The organism is Flavobacterium sp. P21 (genome assembly GCF_050632225.1).
Taxonomy (GTDB): domain Bacteria; phylum Bacteroidota; class Bacteroidia; order Flavobacteriales; family Flavobacteriaceae; genus Flavobacterium.
This window is the reverse complement of record NZ_CP192585.1, coordinates 3,490,761-3,510,535: the sequence shown is the minus strand read 5'-3', so window position 1 is coordinate 3,510,535 and position 19,775 is coordinate 3,490,761. Positions and strand designations below refer to the sequence as shown.

General features: G+C 34.9%; 13 protein-coding genes. 8 read left to right on the top strand and 5 right to left on the bottom strand.

The window, feature by feature from the left end; translation table 11 throughout:
* The first annotated feature begins 612 nt into the window (after nt 1-612).
* Both ACQ9BO_RS17580 and ACQ9BO_RS17575 read left to right on the top strand, forming a co-directional pair.
* A complete protein-coding gene (locus ACQ9BO_RS17580; RefSeq protein ID WP_132988014.1) occupies nt 613-990 on the top strand; it encodes a hypothetical protein in 378 nt (125 codons plus the stop codon).
* 74 nt (nt 991-1,064) lie between these two features.
* Nucleotides 1,065-2,330 (top strand): hypothetical protein, encoded by a 1,266-nt coding sequence (locus ACQ9BO_RS17575; protein WP_431241774.1) that lies wholly within the window; start codon nt 1,065-1,067, stop codon nt 2,328-2,330.
* A 243-nt stretch (nt 2,331-2,573) separates the two neighbouring features.
* Here ACQ9BO_RS17575 and ACQ9BO_RS17570 read toward each other — a convergent pair whose 3' ends face one another.
* The 4 genes from ACQ9BO_RS17570 to ACQ9BO_RS17555 form a co-directional block, all read right to left on the bottom strand.
* The gene (locus tag ACQ9BO_RS17570; RefSeq protein ID WP_431241773.1) at nt 2,574-3,536 is read right to left on the bottom strand and encodes an exopolyphosphatase; all 963 of its coding nucleotides are present in this window, start codon (nt 3,534-3,536) and stop codon (nt 2,574-2,576) included.
* Nucleotides 3,537-3,744: 208 nt separating this feature from the next.
* Nucleotides 3,745-4,722 carry an MFS transporter gene (locus ACQ9BO_RS17565; RefSeq protein WP_431241772.1) on the bottom strand — a complete coding sequence of 326 codons (978 nt, stop codon included), beginning with the start codon at nt 4,720-4,722 and terminating at the stop codon, nt 3,745-3,747.
* Nucleotides 4,697-5,017, bottom strand: a complete 321-nt coding sequence (locus ACQ9BO_RS17560) for an MFS transporter (protein WP_431241771.1) — start codon at nt 5,015-5,017, stop codon at nt 4,697-4,699. Before ACQ9BO_RS17560 ends, ACQ9BO_RS17565 begins: the two co-directional genes overlap by 26 nt.
* 186 nt (nt 5,018-5,203) lie before the next feature.
* Nucleotides 5,204-6,154, bottom strand: coding sequence for a BstXI family restriction endonuclease (locus tag ACQ9BO_RS17555; protein ID WP_431241770.1), 951 nt, complete (start codon nt 6,152-6,154; stop codon nt 5,204-5,206).
* Between the two features lie 1,197 nt (nt 6,155-7,351).
* Here ACQ9BO_RS17555 and ACQ9BO_RS17550 point away from each other — a divergent pair.
* The 6 genes from ACQ9BO_RS17550 (at nt 7,352) to ACQ9BO_RS17525 (ending at nt 18,054) form a co-directional block, all read left to right on the top strand.
* On the top strand, nt 7,352-9,724 hold the full coding sequence (locus tag ACQ9BO_RS17550) for a family 10 glycosylhydrolase (protein WP_431241769.1): 2,373 nt from the start codon (nt 7,352-7,354) through the stop codon (nt 9,722-9,724).
* Entirely contained in the window at nt 9,702-11,072 is a 1,371-nt protein-coding gene (locus tag ACQ9BO_RS17545) for a PKD domain-containing protein (protein WP_431241768.1), read from the top strand. Before ACQ9BO_RS17550 ends, ACQ9BO_RS17545 begins: the two co-directional genes overlap by 23 nt.
* A gap of 131 nt (nt 11,073-11,203) precedes the next feature.
* Nucleotides 11,204-11,449, top strand: coding sequence for a hypothetical protein (locus tag ACQ9BO_RS17540; RefSeq protein WP_431241767.1), 246 nt, complete (start codon nt 11,204-11,206; stop codon nt 11,447-11,449).
* A gap of 62 nt (nt 11,450-11,511) precedes the next feature.
* Nucleotides 11,512-12,462, top strand: a complete 951-nt coding sequence (locus ACQ9BO_RS17535) for an N-acetylmuramoyl-L-alanine amidase (RefSeq protein WP_431241766.1) — start codon at nt 11,512-11,514, stop codon at nt 12,460-12,462.
* The gene (locus ACQ9BO_RS17530) at nt 12,402-14,708 is read left to right on the top strand and encodes a PKD domain-containing protein (protein ID WP_431241765.1); all 2,307 of its coding nucleotides are present in this window, start codon (nt 12,402-12,404) and stop codon (nt 14,706-14,708) included. Before ACQ9BO_RS17535 ends, ACQ9BO_RS17530 begins: the two co-directional genes overlap by 61 nt.
* Nucleotides 14,709-14,814: 106 nt before the next feature.
* Nucleotides 14,815-18,054 carry a serine hydrolase gene (locus ACQ9BO_RS17525; protein ID WP_431241764.1) on the top strand — a complete coding sequence of 1,080 codons (3,240 nt, stop codon included), beginning with the start codon at nt 14,815-14,817 and terminating at the stop codon, nt 18,052-18,054.
* A gap of 523 nt (nt 18,055-18,577) precedes the next feature.
* Here the strand turns inward: ACQ9BO_RS17525 and ACQ9BO_RS17520 are convergent.
* Nucleotides 18,578-19,576, bottom strand: a complete 999-nt coding sequence (locus ACQ9BO_RS17520) for a globin domain-containing protein (protein ID WP_431241763.1) — start codon at nt 19,574-19,576, stop codon at nt 18,578-18,580.
* Nucleotides 19,577-19,775 lie beyond the last annotated feature (199 nt).

The window sequence follows — 19,775 nt, the reverse complement described above, 5'->3', positions numbered from 1 at the left end:
TAAAGTTTTGGGTTCTTTTTATATGTCTCCAAAAATAAAGATGAGGGTAGGTGTGAAAGGTTACGTTTACATTAATAAAATCACCTTAAAACAAAACATATTATTAACATTTGGAACCAATGTTAGCTGAACATTTGAGGATTAAATTTCTTTCGGATAGATAAATGTTTCTTAAAAGTGATTTTTAGGGTTGTTTTTTAAACCATTATAGGGGTAAAATGACATATTTAAAAATAGTAACTATTTATTTACTAATGTTTTATGTGAGAAAAGAGAGCTGAAAAAATTAAGCAATTACACCATTAGATGGTAAAAAAATAAATACTAATTACTTGTTTATCAGTGTGTTATATGTAAAAAGAAAGGAACTTGAATATTTACGAAAATAACCACTCAATGGTTATGAAAAAAATAAATATAAAAAGCTGATTTTCAGTGTGTTTGTTCTTGTTTGTTCGAAAAAAAGACTTATTTCCTAAAAAAAGAAAAAAAGTAAGAAATTATCGTAAAGAGAAAATGATATCAATCGTTTTGAAAAATATATTTGTAATGTCAAACTGCAGTTGAAGACAAAGAAAGATGAAAAAATATAAAAAACTAAAAACTAAAATTATGTCAGACTTTTTAAATCAATTCGGAGAGGATCTAGAAAAAAATTGCCCAGGTTTTATTGCAGTATCAATTGCAGAAATTCAAAGTGGTATGTCGTACTTCTCACTTTCAGCAGTAAAAGATTTTGATCCTGAATTAGCTTCTGCTTTCAACCTTGAAGTTGTTAAAGCGAAACTTAATGCAATCAGCGCCTTAGGACTAAAAAATCAAATTGTCTCAGATATCATGATCACCTTATCATCTCAAATTCATATTATTGACATTTCTGATAATAATTTGTACATGATTTATCTTGCAGTTGACTCAACTAAAGCTAATATGGGAATGACAAAAGCAATTCTTAACAAGTATAAAAAAGAGATTGCTTCCAAATTATAATGGATTTTGAAATTGTGGGAAGGCTGACTTTATATGGTTAGCCTTTTTTTAAAATAATTTAAAAAGAAGAAGTTATGAAAAAGAAAATATCCCTACTTGTATTTTTTACTTTCACATTATTGGGTAACGCCCAAAACATCAAAGGTATCAGTGGCGATACAAATTGGTTAAATATGTGGACAAACTTCAATCCCAAAACCACCAGTTATAATGAGGCTTCTCAAATTATAACTGGTGTAATTACTTCAAACATGACATTAAAAAAAGAAAATGTTTATGTTTTGGTAGGGGCGGTTTATGTTGCCCCAAATGTTACCTTGACTATTGAACCCGGCACGTTGATAAGATGTGATACGAAAACGTTGAGCATATTAGTCGTCACCAAAGGCGCCAAAATTATTGCTGAAGGGACTGAAACAGATCCAATTGTGTTTACTTCCGACAAGAACTTAGGAGACAGAAATCCGGGTGATTGGGGAGGTATTATTCTTTTAGGAGATGCCCCAATTAATAAAACAGGAGGAATTGGTATTTTAGAATTCGATCTTGATCCGCAAAAAGCAATGTATGGCGGAGATAATAAAGACAGTGATTCTGGCATTTTAAAATATGTTCGAATTGAATTTTCAGGAAGAAGAACACCTGCAAATAAGCCTATAAACGGATTGTCATTGGCTGGAGTTGGCAAAAAAACAAAATTAGAATACATACAAGTCACCTTTTGTGATGACGATTCTTTTCAGTTTTACGGAGGATATATAGATACTAATCATTTAATATCTTTGCGATCGGCTGATGATGATTTTGATTTTACTCAAGGTGTGCAATGCAATATTTCTAATAGTATTGCAATTAGAAGTCCGTTTTTATCTGATAAATACGGATCTCGTTGTTTTGAAATGGAAACTGTTGATACCAGAAAAGGAGAGGTTTTAGACAGTAAAAAAGAAATGACAAGAGTTAATGCTTCAAATTTTACAATGATGCATACGGAAGATATTGGGCCTGAAATCCAAGGTCTTAAATATGAAGCAATACTAATTCGAGAAAATACCTTTTTGACCTTAACGAATTCGGTGATATCTGGATTTAGCCAACTCATCGTATTTGCAGATACAATTCCGATTACCAATGAATATTTGGACAAAATAATCTTAAAAGATCTGCTTGTAAATGATACCAAGACTCTTGGAATAACTCAAAACAAAGACTACAATTTCCTTATCAGTAATTGGTATCAGGACAAACAATATGGAATTGAGTTTATAAAACTTAAAAACAATGAATTGTTTGCAAGCGCATCCATGAAGAAAAAACCTGATTTTAGAATTAAAAACTAAGTTATCCTTAATAGTAGGATTTGCAGAAACATACTTGATTTTAAAAAATAAAGCGTTTTTTTATTAACTTATCTACCTAACTAAAAAAATCAATAAAAAACCAGTAATCGATTCGGTTACTGGTTTTTTATTGATTCAATATTTTAAGTGTATCTTGATCTTCGTAATCGTTGTCTAAATATATAAAACAGCTTTATTTTAAATGGAATTTTAGCAAAGATACTGCGTGGAAAAAGTAAATTTTTAACGGATATTTTTTGCTCTCTTTGCAGAATCTGCAATGTAGGAAAGGAGCCAGGCCATTTGTCCTTGTTTTGTAAAATAGATGTTTTTAGATTTGATATCGGGCATTTTTTCTAACAAAGTCAATAATAATGAATTTGCCGCAATCAAGTATTTTTGAGAATAGGTTTTTAGCACTTTTTCAATATCCTTGTTTTGAGATGCCAACGCTTCAAATTTTGCATAATCAGTTTTTATCATTTTGTTGTAGGCTTCAACGTCCTTAACTTCAAACGGATTAAAATTTTCTGTTGCTCCATTTCCTTTGTACAAAGTATAAAATGCCCATACTGCGCCACCTGACATGTATATGTTATCCTTTTTGAAAATTTTTGCGTTTTGCTGATACAAACTATTAGTCTGATCTTTTAATTCAGGTAGTGCAGAAGACAATAGTTCATTAAATTCATCAATTGAATTGGTTTTTGCGTTTTTGCTTATTTTTTCTGTAAAAGTTACAGTTCCTAAATCTAATGTTACAGGATAAAATACCAAAATATCCTCTTCACTGAATTCTTCAACATAACCACCTTTTGTATTTCCGCCACCTATATCAAGAATCAAAGAGTCTGAATACTGTTTTGGCGGAATGCATCCTTTTAACAATAACTTTGCTTCCGTTTCAGAGGTAATTATTGCTACATCAATGTTTGTAAACACATGCAGTTTTTGTCGCAAAATATCTATATTTTTAGCCATTGCAACTCCCGATGACACTACTATAAAAATATTTTGTTCTTTAATTTTGTCCTCCTTAATTAATTTGGTGTAATTTTTTACAACCACATTAAAAGCAGTTTCAATATCATTTTCTGCTAAATTTCCATCTTTGGATATTCCTTTTGCAATACCTACATTTTCTGTCCAGAAATCAACTACATCATATTTTCCTTTTTTTATGTTTTGAACATTGATTATCGACATTTTTACTCCCTTGCTTCCTATTTCAATTCCGCCATAAAGTTCTTGTGAAATTATGCGAGAAGGGATAAAAAAATAAAAACAATTATGACCTTTAGTGCAATGTATTTTTTCATATTGAATGTTTTTTTTAAATACTAGAAAGAAGTAGTTCCCTTTTTTGTTCAAATATTGAAAAGGAATTAATATTTCATTTTCATATTGAAGCAAGCTAAGATCTCTTTTTCTTGTCTACAAAAATTGATTGCACAATTTTTATTTTAGTTTCGATTGCTTCTTTTTCAACCATTTTCACTAAAAAGTAACATAGCGTAATAGCTAGTATGCCTATTAAACTCATAAATATAAAATCAGCTCTGTAGCTTGCATAGGCAACAATTTCCATTCCTGTTTTGGCACTTAATATATGAGCAAGACTAAAACTCATTGTAAATACAGACATGTATCTTCCTTCCTGATTATTGTGCGATCTTGTCATGGCAAATGAGTTTGAAAAAGGGAAAGTCAACATTACACCTAAAGTCATGAAAAACATCATTACATACAATATTCCATACCATTTGTCATTTAACAACAGAAGAATATAACTAAGTACCATAAATGATAATCCGACCATTATGACATTCAGCTTGTTCATTCTGTTTTTTTCGACATAATTGACAATCGGTAATTCAAACAGCAAAGTCAATATTCCGCTAAAACTTAAAAGCAAGCCACTATTTACTTCTGATAGATTAAATTGTTCCTTGTGATAAAGCGTCAAAGTTGTGAATACTTGGAAATACATAATTCCTGTAATGAGCGAAATGAACATATGAGTTAAAAAAGTTCGATCTTTTAATATCGCATATTTATCTACTCCATAATTATGTGATTTCAGTTTGAAAGGTAATTTTCTTTCTTTTACTAATAAGACAAAAACTAAAACTGCCAAAATGCAGGTAGCAGAATCTACATAAAAGAGATATTTGTAGCCAACTAATATTATTATAAGGCCACCCAAAGGAGGTCCAAATAAGAAACCAAGGCTTGTTGCTGATCTTACCAAAGACAACGCTCTAGTTTTATTTTCTTTTCGTGTATAGGTGTTTAAAGATACCAACATGGCTGGTCTAAACATATCTGCAATGGTTGTTAAAAGCAGAATTGACAAACAAAATCCTTCAAATGACGTAATAAATTGAAGCATAAAAAAGATTAATCCAGTCGCCAAAAAGACTGCCGATCATTACTTTATAAAATCCAATTCTATCAGATAAAACACCGCTTAACCAGGTACCTATAAAAGAACCAACTCCAAAACAAACCATAACCCAGCCAATCTGATTATATTCAAAATGGAGGTTCTCTTTCATATATTTTGACAGGAAGGGAATTACCATTGTTCCTGTTCTGTTTATAAAAGTTATTAATGTCAAAATCCAAATTTCTTTTGGAAAACCACTATAATTTTCGATGTATTTTTTTCTTAAGTCGCTAATCATTTTCTTTTTTTTGGGGGTGAAGTTTTTTCTTTTTAATCCAATTTTTATAAATCAAGATCTATTTAAATTATTCTCGTTTTAACCGAAATATACAGTAGCGCGATAGTAATAATTTCTGCCAATGGGCAAAAGTCATTTTTACTATGAATAATTTTTTAAAAATAATTTGATTTACTCTTTTTGCTTTTAAGAGGATGAGTCTTTGTTGAAAATAATAGTATTTACCACAACTTCTTTCATCCATTTAATAGTTTCAATTACACCTGTTTCTTTACAAATCATATTGCAATTTTGGTGTCCCCAAGCTAAATTATAGGGAGCATGATTGAATTCACCAGTTTTCAGCTGATTGATATAAAAAAGGTTAATAGGGCTGATTTCCTTGCTGAGATCTAATTTCTCTGCCGATTCAAAGAAATTCAGCAGAAAGGCGTCGGCGCTTAATTTTTTTAAACAAAGCGGACAGATCGTGTTTTTAGCATTATCAATAATTCGGGTTTTGTAAAGCCGATCAGTATTTGATAATTTTTGGTTGTTACAAGCCGTAGTTATAGTCGCTATTCGATTTTCAATCTCGCTCTCAGTCATTCCGGCTCCAAGTGCTATTTCTTTAGAATTATAGCAAAGCCAGAATAAATATTCTAATTGTAAATGAGAGGATTTTATCGTTAAGAGAGAAGCATATTCTGCAACTCTAATTCCAGCGCCTTTACAGCTACTGGTATTAAAACCAAGAATAATTTTTTCTTCTTTTGATGAAGAGGAAGGTATTCGAGCAACAAAGTGTCCCTCAATAGGAGAGGTTCTTTTTTCAGCTACGCTAAGCTTGTTTTTGTAAGGATTAAATTCATTCCACTGCGCTCTGGTCTCATAAAACAAGATCGCATTGACACCAAGTTTTAATTTGCGAGCCTTCATTAAATCTTGCGTGTCGGGATTTGTGTAGTATTCTTCAGGACTAATTACAACGATAAATCCACTTTCAAATCTGTTGGAAGTGAAGTCGGAAATGTCAAATAAATTGATTGATTCAAAAGGAATCAAAACGGTACCATTTCTGTTGGCTCTGTTTTGATAGATTACATCATCATTAGCACTTCTGGTTTGTCCGGTCTTGTAAATTTTGCTTTGCGGCAAAGGAGGTAGTTTGGGTAGTCTTTTTGCCATAGGTTAGTGTTAAGTTGGTTGTATGGTTGATTATGGGACTGACAGATATGGAAAAATTATTGAAATAGATAAAACCATTACCTGGCAGAATTGAGCAATTGAACTAACTTTAGTATGTTGAGTTTATATCATAGGCATATCAAATTTGTTAAAGTTTGGTAAAAGCAAACTAAGATTAAAGAAATATTCTCAACATCCTTTAAGCTTTTCCTTTGCGCAATATTAAATATATATTCTTAAAGTTGTTTAACTTTTTTAGTTAAATTTCAATCTGTTTTTAGCTGTTTTTTTTCTATCGTTTTTTTAAAATGAATTTAATATTTTACTTGTTCCTTTAAAATGAGTGCTTTAGTAGCTGTTGTCTCTTTTTCTAGGGCTAAAAAAACAAAAAAAACATATTTTACTTTTTATTTAACAACTTGAACGTTTGTTAAATAAAAATAAGAAAAATTTAACCACTTTTTTCTTCTTTTTGAAATATTTTTTTAGAGATAGATGAATAAATAAAAACTGGAAGTAAAACAAGCGGGGTGTTAATCCAGATAAGGTATTTTATCAACTATCATATTATATATTACGATTTTTGAAAAAAATAATGGTTTAAAAATGTCTTGCTTTTGAGTTAGTTAAATTATTTAAATTTTTGATTATATCGATAAGTATAAATACGGTATTTTTATATCAAGCAGAATTTTAGAATAATTATAAACAAGTATAGATTGATTTATCCCTTTCTCTTCTACATAAATGAGATACATGTTTTGATGTTGTCTCCCTATTGATTACGCTCTGACCAAACGTTCGACAAATTTTCCTGACTTACTTTGTCAATTTAATTTTGCGAAATCCACCAATTTTTAAAATTCGATTTTTAATTAACGGGTTATTAGTGTTTTATGTTTACGCACTTTCCTCATAAAGAAGTATTAAAACGTAGTCTTTTTCTGTAAAACAGAAATAGCTCTAAAATTTTTAAAATATTTTATTAACAATTGTTAATTATTTCCTACTAAAACTTTTCTTGTGTTTATAAGCTTTTGTGCATTATTTGCATACTTATTTGCGTTATTTTGCATGTTTTAAATTTAAAACTCATTATTGAATAAGTGTTTTTGCATGTTTTTTATAATATATTTACTAATATTTTAACTAAAAACAACCAAATCTATGAAGCAAAAACTACTTAACTTATTCTTTTTGATAATTGTGAATGGTCTGATTTTGGGACAAGGAACCAATATACCACTGGGCTGTTCTAACAGTGGCCCTGAAATAGGTACTAGCCCAAAAGCAGATTTAAGAGGTACATATTTGACCTCTGTTTATAATCTAGATTGGCCAAGTAACAGAACTGCAACTCCTGCAGTTCAACAAGCTGAGTTGATCACAATTTTAGATAAATTGGTTCTTACAGGAATCAATACGGTTTATTTTCAGGTTCGACCAGAATGCGACGCTCTTTATAATTCATCAATTGAACCTTGGTCATATTGGCTGACAGGAACGCAAGGTGTTGCGCCAAATCCTTTATGGGATCCTTTAAGTTTCGCTATTACAGAATGCAGAAAACGTGGATTAGATTTGCATGCGTGGTTAAACCCTTATCGTGCAAGTGTTGGTGGTTATACATTGGCGAATAATCACGTTTCTAAATTGAATCCTTCTTGGGTTTTTACAGCTTCAAATAATGCAAATCTTAAAATTTTGAATCCGGGTTTGCCTGCGGTGCGAAATTATATTATCAGCATTGTACAAGATATTGCTTCGCGTTATGACATCGACGGAATTGTATTTGACGATTATTTTTACCCAGATCAAGGAATGGCAAATAATCAGGATGCCGCGACTTACGCCAATAATAATCCGACAGGAATAAGCAATATTGATGATTGGCGTCGTGATAATGTCAACAAAATGATTGCTGGAGTTTATGATGCTTTGCAGGTCATTAATACCAACAATAATAAAAATATCGTTTTTGGAGTTGCTCCATTTGGTATTTGGAAAAGCGGTGTTCCAGCTGGAATTGTTGGGAACCCTTCTTATAGTGCTTTATACTGTGATCCTATAAATTGGTTGCAAAATGGTAAGGTAGATTTTATTTCGCCTCAATTATATTGGAAAATTGGAGGTTCTCAAGATTATATAAAACTTTCGCAATGGTGGAATGATCAAGTTGCCACTTATGGAAGACATTTATATGTGAGCCAAGGTTATGATCGCTTGCCGAGTACTTCATCTCAGAATTGGCCAGCTTCGGAAATTCAGAATCAAATCGATCAAAACCGAATTCCGGGAATGACAAATACTTTTGGTCAGACTTCTTATTCGACTCAATATATAATGAGCAACGAAAAAGGAATTGCTACAACTTTGCAGAATAATCAATACAAGTATAAATCTTTTCCACCTTCGATGCCATGGAAAGACAATGTTTGTCCATTGGAACCAACAAACATTCGATTTGAAGGAAATGTTTTAAAATGGGACGCTCCAGTTGCCGCTACTGATGGCGATTTGGCAATAAAATATGTAGTATATGCATTTGCTACACAGGCTGATATTCCAAATTTCAAACAAGATGGAACGAAAGTTTTGGATATTGTAAATGCAACTCAACTTACGTTGACTACAGCGCAATTGACTGCTCCAAATAATTATTTCTTGGTAACGGCTTTGGATAAAAACAATAATGAAAGTGCTAACATTACGGGTGTTCCCTATAGTAGTTTGCCAGCCGCTCCAGTAGCTTTGAGTCCGACGGAAGGGGAATTATATGTGAATTCTCCAGTAGATTTTTCTTGGAATTCTAGTGTTAGTAATGGAGATTACCGTATTCAGGTTTCAAAATCTAATTCAGGTTGGACAGAAACTAACGGATTTACAACTGCCACAACTCCAAACGCTACAGTTGTCGTAAACGCCGTTGTGAATACAACAATGAGTTATGTTTGGGATCAGCCTAATACTGCTGTTTATGAAGCCCCAATAGGAGGAACGACATATTATTATACCATACGAAGTTATAGTGCGGCAACAGGAACTTCAAAATATTCTGCTCCAGTAAGTTTTACTCCAACAAGTGCTAATTGTACCGTACCAGGAACAACTGTCATTACTATAGATAATGTTGATGCAACTCTCGTAGGATCATGGACAGCAACATCGGCAACAGCAGGTTATGTTGGGTCAAATTATATTCATGATGGAGATACTGCAAAAGGTACAAAAACAGCAACTTTCACTCCAACAATTACGCAACGAGGAAAATATGAAGTTTTTATTAATCATACTGCTGGAACCAATCGCGCGAATAATGTCCCTGTGGATATCATTCACGAAAGTGGAACTACAACTGTTCCTGTGAACCAGCAAATTAATAACGGAACTTGGGTTTCATTAGGAACTTATAATTTCAGTGCTGGGACAAACAATAAAGTTGTGATTCGTACAACAGGTACTTCGGGTGTTGTTATTGCCGATGCTGTTCGGTTTTATTTCATAGATTGTTTACCAGATGCCGCGTCAGCCAGTGGCTGATTTTACTCCGGCTTCGGCGTCTATCTGTGCAGGGCAAACAGTTACATATACAAATGCTTCTACCAATGCAACTTCTTATAGTTGGTCATTTCCGGGAGGAACTCCGAGTACAAGTACCGCAACAAGTCCGGTTGTAACGTATAATACTGCTGGAACTTATAATGTTGCTCTAACAGCGACAAACGGGGCAGGTTCGAATACAAAAACATTGACTAATGTAATTACTGTAAATCCTTCGGGAACAGTCGTAGCTGGGTTCACCGCTCCTTATTCAGAAGTGGCGACTGGCGAAAATATGACATTGACTAATACTTCTACAGGTGCAACAACTTATGCTTGGACTTTCCCTAATGGTTCTCCAGCCACAAGTACAGCCGCAAACCCAACAGTGAATTTTACAACAACGGGTACTAAAACTATTACTTTGGTAGCTTCAAATGCCTGCGGAAGCAATACCTATACAATGACAATTTGCGTTGGAACAAATACCAAGACTACTTTGGAGACTTTTGAAGCTTCAGCAGGAAGATTTACTAGCGTTCCAACGGCATCTGGTTCGACGGTAGGAATTGCAACAACATCTACATTGGCAAGAGCTACAGATAGTTACAAAAACGGAACAGCGAGTCTAAAAGCTGTTTTAAATGATAATACTTCCGTAACTACAAACTGGTTAGTTCGTTTGCTTTCTGGCGGAGGAACTCCAGCAAATAATCAAGCTTTTGTGGGGAATCAAGGATCTTTTGGTTTCTGGTTGAAAACAAGTACTGCAAATGCTGGAGCAACTGTAACAGCTTGGATCGATGATACCGATGGTTTAGAAGAATTGCCTCCGCAGACTATTATCAATAACGGAGCTTGGAATTACTACGAATGGTTTTTACCGACTTCAGTTGGAACAACTATCACAACAGGAAACGGAATTGTTGGCGGTGCTTCTGTAACCTTAGACGCCATCGTAATCAAGCAAAACAATACTGCAACTACAATGACAGTTTGGATTGATGATATTCAGCACAATTATATTTCGGCTTGTTCCGGAACCAGAAAAATGTCTAATGTAGAAGATGTTGCGGCGCTTGAAGAGGAAAAGGTTGAAGACATCAAAGTTTCGAATGAATTAGTAGTATATCCAAATCCAACAAACGGAATATTGAATTTGAAATTAGACAGCAATATAAAATCAGACGTTCGATTGTTTAATGTTCTAGGACAGCAAATGCTGAATACCATTTTTGAAGGAACAGAACAACAACTTGATCTGAATAATTTAGGAAAAGGAATTTACCTTCTTCAGGTTGAAACCGATGGAAAAATCACTACGAAGAAAATTATCTTAAATAAATAATGTTTGGTTTTTGGACTAAAAGACCGCCAAGTAATCTGGCGGTTCTTTTAGGTTTTAAAAATTACATTTTTACGTGATTTCGTACTATTAATAACCCCAATGTAAGCTATTTATTAACTAAATCAAAAAGTATGAAGAACAACAAACCTATTAATCTTCGAAACCAAATTGCCGCAATTATGGTTTTGTTTAGTGTTGCAACCGGTTTGGCGCAGAATACGCCAGACCCTAAAAAGCCAAGTGATACACAGTTGTATTCTTTGGCTGACAAGTATTTGAAATCTTCTATTAAAAAGCAAGTTAAACCTGATGGAGAAGTATTTCTGCAAAGAGATATGGACGATTATTTGGCATTAACAAATAAAAAAATGCCGTAACCAGCAAGCCGGGTTCAGTCGAAAAACACGATGAATTAGAATGCGATCACAACGGTGAACTTTTGAAAGAATATCTAAACAGGCCTCATCCATCTGTTGCAACAATGGCCAAATATTTTGCTGATGCTAGTAAGGAATTTGGTGTTCCTGTAGAAATTTTGATGGCAGTGGGACAAGTTCAAAGTAACTGGGCACAAGTTTCCTCTTCTTTCTACGGTTCTTGGGGGGTAATGGGATTAATTGAAAGTGACTACAACAATCAAATTGCTGAAGGCGCAAAATTAATCAAATCTACTCCTGAGGCTATTAAAAAAGATGCAAAAACGAATATTAGAGCAACTGTGACTTTACTCAAAAGTTATCAAAAAAATGCAAGTCCAAAAGGATTGGCAGATTGGTTTGATGCAACTCGTGAATTAACTGGTTTGAAAGATGAAGCGATGAAAACTTCATTGGCAGAACGTATTTTTAAAGTAATTAAAGACGGTTCAAAAACAGTTACACTTTGGAAAGAAATTATTGATCTTAAAGGAAATGTAGTAACGATCCCGTCAGCCAAAACTTCAAAAGGCTCTACTGCTAAAGGAAGTGCAACTGAAGCCGTTATGGCTGTTGATTATCCTGGTGCTTTATCAAGAATTACAGCTTGTAATTATGGTGTAGGACGCAATGGATATGGTATTGATTACTATTTTGTTCATTATATGGCGACAGGTACTTATGAAGGTGCTATCTCTTATTTTAATGATTGCGGCAGAACAACACCAACATCTGCACACTATTGTATCCGTAACTCTGATGGTCAGATTTCGCAAGTAGTTCGTGAGGCAGACCGTGCTTATTCTCAAGGAGTTTCTGGGTATCCGCAATGGAATGGAGCAGGGGTCAGTACAGAACATGAAGTATTGGCAACAAATTTATCTATGTGGGATAGCCAGCCAATGTTGAATGCGTGTACGCTTTGGCAATTGATGTTTGTGATAGAGCTGGTGTTCCAAAAACAAGACGAGTAACTAATGGAAATCGTGGAATTTACGGTCACAACGACGTAAATACAGGTACAGATTGTCCTAATCTTACAACTGCTCGTTGGAATGTTTTACTAGCTAAAATTGTCGCTGGAAGTACAACAAATGTTCCTGTACCTACTGCGCCTACAGCGGGCCAAATTTATGTTAGCACTCCGGTAAACTTTACTTGGGATTCTACAGTTTCAGGAGCAGATTACCGTATTCAGGTTTCTAAATCGAATTCAGGATGGAATTCTACAGACGGATTTACATCGGCAACTACGCCAAATAGTACTGTAGTGGTTAATGATGTTGTCAATACGGTAAAAACATATTCTTGGAATGCAACAAATGCGGCAGTTTCAGAATCTCCAATTGGCGGAACTGTTTATTATTATACAATCAGAAGTTACAGTGCCGCAACCGGAACTTCAAATTATTCTGCTCCAGTAAGTTTTACGCCAAAAAGCGCTGGCTGTACTTTGCCGGGATCGACTTCAATTACGGTAGATAATTTAGCCGCAACTTTGGTAGGGGCTTGGACATCTACTTCTGCAACAGCAGGATACATTGGTACAGATTATATTCACGATGGTGATACAGGAAAAGGAACTAAATCAGCGACTTTTACTCCATCAATTGCTCAAAGAGGGAAATATGAAGTATTCATCAACTTTACAGCAGGAACAAATCGTCCAACAAATGTTCCTGTAGATATCATTGATGAAAACGGAACAACTACCGTTACAGTAAATCAGCAGATCAATAATGCGACTTGGGTTTCATTAGGAAGATATGATTTCAGTGCAGGCTCTACAGGAAAAGTGGTGATTCGTACAACGGGCACAACTGGAGTTGTTATTGCCGATGCTTTCAAATTCACTTTTGTTGATTGTTTGCCAGAAAATGTAGCTCCAGTAGCTAATTTCACACCAGCAACTGCCGCAGTTTGCGAAGGACAAACAGTGAGTTATACTAGTACTTCTACAAATGCAACTTCTTACAGCTGGTCATTCCCAGGAGGAACGCCGAGTACGAGTACTGCCGCTAATCCAGTAGTCACATATAGTACTTCAGGAACTTATGATGCAAGCTTGACAGCAACAAATTCAGTAGGTTCTGATACTAAAACAGTAACAGGATTGGTGACTGTAAACCCTGCGGCGGCTGTTGTAGCTGGATTCACAGCTCCTTTAACTGAATTAGCAGTAGGAGAGAGCATGACTCTGATAAACACTTCTACAGGAGCAACTGCTTATGCTTGGACTTTCCCTAACGGATCTCCTGCAACAAGTACAGCCGCAAATCCATCAGTAAGTTTTACGACTGCAGGAACAAAAACGATTACTTTGGTAGCTTCAAATGCTTGCGGAAGCAATACATACACAATGACAATTTGTGTGGGTGCAAGCACGACTACTACATTAGAAACTTTTGAAGCTTCGGCTGGAAGATTTACGCAAGTCCCAACTACTTCTGGTTCTACTGTTGGTATTGCAACTACTTCTACTTTGGCAAGAGCTACAGATAGCTATAAAAACGGAACTGCAAGCTTAAAAGCAGTTTTGTATGATAATACTTCGGCAACTACAAACTGGTTGGTTCGTTTGCTTTCTGGCGGAGGAACTCCAGCAAACAATCAGGCGTTTGTTGGAAATCAGGGTTCTTTTGGTTTCTGGCTGAAGACAAGCACGGCAAATGCTGGAGCAACAGTAACAGCTTGGATTGATGACGCTGACGGACTTGAAGAATTGCCTCCAATTGCAATCATCAACAATGGAGCGTGGAATTATTACGAATGGTTCTTGCCAACTGCAGTAGGGACAACAATTACAACAGGAAACGGAATTGTGGGCGGAGCATCTGTAACTTTGGATGCAATTGTCATCAAACAAAACAATACGGCAAACACAATGACAGTTTGGATTGATGATATTCAGCACAATTATATTTCTGGATGTTCTGGAACTAGAAAAATGCTGGATGTTGCCGATGTTGAAGAAGTAAAAATTACAGAAGGTTTGGTAGTATATCCAAACCCGACAAACGGAATTTTGAATTTGAGTTTGGAAAACAACACAAAATCGGATGTTTATCTGTATAATATTTTAGGTCAGCAATTGTTGAATACCACTTTTGAAGGAAATGAAAAAGAGCTTGATCTGAATAATTTCGATCAAGGGATCTACCTCCTTCAGGTCATAACCGATGGCAAAACATCAACCAAGAAAATTATTTTAAATAAATAATCTTTTTAAACTACCCAAGCATTGCTTAAAATGTTTGGGTAGTTTTTATTTCAATCGGTTTGCTTTTATAGTTTAGTTTAAAAAAAATAATTGAAAATGTTATGCTATGAAAAAACACTACACTTTATTATTATTGTTATGCGGCATAATGCTTGTAAAGGCGCAAACATTTCAGCAAAAATTACAAACCGCTGTTACAAACTCATGGTCAGGAAGCGGACTTCCGGGAGTTTCCGTGGCGGTATCTACTCCAAATTTAGGAATGGTATATGCCTCAGCAGGTATCGGAAATGTATACACGCAATCGCCAATTTTGCAGAATACTCAATATAGAATTGCAAGTGCAACCAAAAACTTTACGGCAACATTAATTATGCGATTGCAAGAAGCGGGTTATTTTAATATCAATGATAAATTATCGCAACACTTAGTAATTCCCGGTTTACCAAATGGAAGTACAATTACGATTAAACAATTATTGCAACATACTGCTGGCGTAGGTGACTATTTAAACGGAAGCTCGGATTTTATAAATGCCGCCGTTCCTGACAAAATCTTTACAGATGCCGAAATAGTGGGTTACATTAATAATATGGGAGCGACATTTACTCCGGGAAGTTCTTATGAATATTCTAATGGAGGTTTTTATTTGCTTGGAATGTTAATCGAAAAGAAATTAGGAAAAACATTAGATGTAGCGATTCAGGAATGGGTTGCTTCGCCACTTGAATTAACTAATACTTTTATGGATTTTACAAGTACAACGACCAACAAAATTCCAAATTTAGCCGAAGGAACAAGAGCTTACAATTATTCGCCAACATCGGTAAAAGGGGCAGGAGCCATTGTGGCAAATCCTGGCGATCTAGCAAAATATTGTAAAGCCGTTTTTGGAGGGAATTATTTGACACAAAGTTCTATAAATGCAATGATTTCGCCTTCTGCGCTTAATTCTGCATATGGTTTAGGAACGCGACTTTATACTTCTTCAAACAATGTTAAATATCACGGTCATACAGGAACAATCCTTGGATATAATTCATTTATGTATTTTATTCCATCACTAAATGTTTCTGTCGCAATTACTACCAATGCTTATGCGAGCCCTTCTTCATTATGGGATAATATTAAAACAGCAGTTTATAATGTTGTAGAGCAAGAATATCTAAGTTATTGTGCGGCAAATAATTGTTTTAGTGCCAATATTCCTGTACCTACAGCACCTACAGCAGGCCAGATTTATGTGAATACTCCAGTAAACTTTGCTTGGGATTCTACAGTTTCAGGAGCAGATTACCGTATTCAGGTTTCTAAATCGAATTCGGGATGGAATGATACAGACGGATTTACATCGGCAACTACACCAAATAGCACAGTTGTCGTAAATGATGTTGTAAATACTGCAAAAACGTATTCTTGGAATGCAACAAATGCGACAGTTTCAGAATCTCCAATTGGCGGAACTGTTTACTATTATACAATCAGAAGTTACAGTGTTGCAACAGGAACTTCGAAATATTCTGCTCCAGTAAGTTTTACGCCAAAAAGTGCTGGCTGTACTTTGCCGGGATCGACTTCATTTACGGTTGACAATTTAGCGACAACTTTGGTTGGGGCTTGGACATCTACTTCTGCAACAGCAGGATACGTTGGTACGAATTATATTCATGATGGCGATACCGGAAAAGGAACTAAATCGGCAACTTTTACTCCGTCAATTGCTCAAAGAGGAAAATATGAAGTTTTCATAAACTTTACAGCAGGCACAAACCGTCCAACAAATGTTCCTGTGGACATTATTGACGAAAACGGAACAACTACTGTTACAGTAAATCAGCAGATCAATAATGCGACATGGGTTTCATTAGGAAGATACAATTTCAGCGCTGGTTCTACAGGAAAAGTTGTGATTCGCACAACAGGTACAACAGGAGTTGTTATTGCTGATGCTTTCAAATTCACTTTTGTGGATTGTTTGCCAGAAAATGTTGCTCCAGTAGCTAGTTTTACGCCAGCAACGACTGCAGTTTGCGAAGGACAAACAGTAACTTATACCAGTACTTCTACAAATGCAACTTCTTACAGCTGGTCATTCCCAGGAGGAACGCCAAGTACGAGTACTGCGACAAATCCAATAGTCACTTACAGCACAGCAGGAACTTATGATGCAAGCTTAACAGCAACAAATTCAGTAGGTTCTGATACTAAAACAGTGACAGGACTAGTAACTGTAAATCCAGCGGCAACAGTTGTGGCTGGCTTTACAGCTCCTTTGACAGAATTGGCAGTAGGCGAGAGTATGGCATTAACCAATACTTCAACTGGAGCAACGACTTACGCTTGGACTTTCCCTAACGGATCTCCTGCAACAAGTACAGCCGCAAATCCGTCAGTTAGTTTTACGACTGCAGGTACAAAAACGATTACTTTGGTAGCTTCAAACGCTTGCGGAAGTAATACCTATACAATGACAATTTGCGTTGGAACAAATACCAAAACTGCACTGGAAACTTTTGAAACTTCTGCAGGAAGATTTACTAGCGTACCAACGACATCTGGTTCTACTGTTGGTATTGCTACAACTTCTACTTTGGCAAGGGCTACAGATAGTTACAAAAACGGTACTGCAAGTTTAAAGGCAGTTTTGTATGACAATACTTCGGTAACAACAAACTGGTTGGTGCGTTTGCTTTCCGGCGGAGGAACTCCAGCAAACAATCAGGCGTTTGTTGGAAATCAGGGCTCTTTTGGTTTCTGGCTGAAAACAAGTACGGCAAACGCTGGAGCAGTTGTAACGGCTTGGATTGATGACGCTGATGGTTTAGAAGAATTGCCTCCAATTGCAATCATCAACAATGGAGCTTGGAATTATTACGAATGGTTCTTGCCAACTGCAGTAGGGACAACGATCACAACCGGAAACGGAATTGTTGGTGGAGCTTCTGTAACTCTGGATGCAATAGTCATCAAACAAAACAATACAGCTAATACAATGACAGTTTGGATTGATGATATTCAGCACAATTATATTTCTGGATGTTCTGGAACTAGAAAAATGTTGAAAGCAGAAGACGTTGCGGCTCTTGAAGAAACAGAAGACATTAAAGTTTCTGATGAATTAGTGGTATATCCAAACCCGACAAACGGAATCTTGAATTTGAGTTTGGAAAATAACACAAAATCAGATGTTTATTTATACAACATTTTAGGTCAGCAATTGTTGAATACCACTTTTGAAGGAAATGAAAAGGAACTTGATCTGAATAATTTGGATCAAGGGATTTACCTCCTTCAGGTCATAACAGATGGCAAAACATCAACTAAGAAAATTATTTTGAATAAGTAATTTTTATCAACTACCCAAAATCATTTTAAATGATTATTACAGGTTATCCATTACGTTTTTAAACCTAAAAAGGCTGTCTCGTTTTTTGAGACAACCTTTTCGTTTTATTGTTTTCTACTTGAAAAAATAAAAAAGGAAAAGAAATTAGAAATTAAACTAGCAACAACCCAAGACCGCATCCAAAAAAGAGAAAATTCGATCGATCTGTGCAGTTTAAACAAGCAAGAATCAAGGTTATGAATAAAGTTGTGATACAATTTCTAAAAGCTAATCTCCAAGATTTTTTAATCGAGAATATTCCAGTCTTCACTTTAATTTAAATTGATTAACTGAGGGCCAAATTCTTCGTAGAAAATATTCTCTGTTTTAATATTTAAATTAATAAGAGATTCATATTGGGATTTAATAAATAATTCTGGGCCACAGATATAAAATTTAGCTTCATCCAGTAAAATTGATTCTTTGCATTTATGAAGGTCAACGCGTCCTTGCAAAATTTGATCTGAGGAATTATTTAGATTATCTACTGTATCATAAAATGTGAATGTTTCAAGCCATTTTGCTTCTTTTTTAAACTTGAAATCTGTTTTTTAAACGCATGAACAGATTCATTTCTGCAACCATGAACCCAAACGGTTTTTTTATTTTGAAGCGCGTTTATATTCGTTTCAAGCATGCTAAGCATCGGTGTAAAACCAACGCCACCGCTAATTAATACTAATGGGTTTTTTGAATCTTTTTCTAAATGGAATAATCCTGCAGGCGATGAAATTGAAATAATTTCTCCTTCTGATTTAGAATTTAGCGTATTGGAAACCATTCCAGACGGATTTGAACCGAATCCATTTTCTCTTTTTACAGAAATTCTATAATATTCAGGATTGAACGCATTTGACAAGCTATATTGTCTCGGTTGCGACAGATTTAATTCTTCTACAAAAACCTGCACACTGATAAATTGGCCCGGATAAAAATCAGCAATTGCTTTTCCATCTTCGGGATATAAATAGAAAGATTTTATTTCAGCTGATTCTTCGACTATTTTTTTAATTACAAATTTTCGCCATCCGTTCCAGCTTCCTGGTTTTGTTGCGTTTTCAATATATAACTCTTTTTCTAGGTCAATCATAATTTGCGCAAGCTGATAAAATGCAACAGTCCATGCTTGGAGAATTTCGCGTGTTGCGGCCTCTCCAACAACTTCTCCAATTGAAGCAATTAAATGTGTACCAACAATTTTGTATTGATCTGGCTGAATATTAAGACTTCTGTGTTTCGTCCCGATTCCTTTAAGTACTCCCAAAAGAACACCGGGATTATCTATATTTTCGGCATAAGCAAGCACTGCATTTGCTAAGGCTGATTTTTGTCTTCCATTGGCCTGATTTCCCATATTAAACATATTTCGAAGTTCAGGATGATGTTTAAACATTCGGGCATAAAAATAATTTGTCAGGTCTTCGCCACTTGATCTTAAAATTGGAATTGTTGCTTTTATAAGCTCTTTTTGATCTGCATTCATTCGTATTGATATTTGGATTAAATATTTGATTTGCTGAAACAGCGTTGTTTTGCTATTTCATTAATTGCAAATTTAGATGGCGACCAAAGCTCAAGTTTATGATTGAAATCATAATTCGAATGAAAGTTTTCATTTACTATTCATTCAAAAAAAACGTTTTAAAAATATTCAAAACCAGAACGTATAGATTATTATAAGA

Bases quoted from the DNA above. Each gene is read 5' to 3' on its own strand.
- ACQ9BO_RS17580 (WP_132988014.1), top strand. From the start codon at position 613: ATGTCAGACTTTTTAAATCAATTCGGAGAGGATCTAGAAAAAAATTGC.
- ACQ9BO_RS17575 (WP_431241774.1), top strand. From the start codon at position 1,065: ATGAAAAAGAAAATATCCCTACTTGTATTTTTTACTTTCACATTATTG.
- ACQ9BO_RS17570 (WP_431241773.1), bottom strand. From the start codon at position 3,536: ATGTCGATAATCAATGTTCAAAACATAAAAAAAGGAAAATATGATGTA.
- ACQ9BO_RS17565 (WP_431241772.1), bottom strand. From the start codon at position 4,722: ATGCTTCAATTTATTACGTCATTTGAAGGATTTTGTTTGTCAATTCTG.
- ACQ9BO_RS17560 (WP_431241771.1), bottom strand. From the start codon at position 5,017: ATGATTAGCGACTTAAGAAAAAAATACATCGAAAATTATAGTGGTTTT.
- ACQ9BO_RS17550 (WP_431241769.1), top strand. From the start codon at position 7,352: ATGAAGCAAAAACTACTTAACTTATTCTTTTTGATAATTGTGAATGGT.
- ACQ9BO_RS17545 (WP_431241768.1), top strand. From the start codon at position 9,702: ATGCCGCGTCAGCCAGTGGCTGATTTTACTCCGGCTTCGGCGTCTATC.
- ACQ9BO_RS17540 (WP_431241767.1), top strand. From the start codon at position 11,204: ATGAAGAACAACAAACCTATTAATCTTCGAAACCAAATTGCCGCAATT.
- ACQ9BO_RS17525 (WP_431241764.1), top strand. From the start codon at position 14,815: ATGAAAAAACACTACACTTTATTATTATTGTTATGCGGCATAATGCTT.
- ACQ9BO_RS17520 (WP_431241763.1), bottom strand. From the start codon at position 19,576: ATGAATGCAGATCAAAAAGAGCTTATAAAAGCAACAATTCCAATTTTA.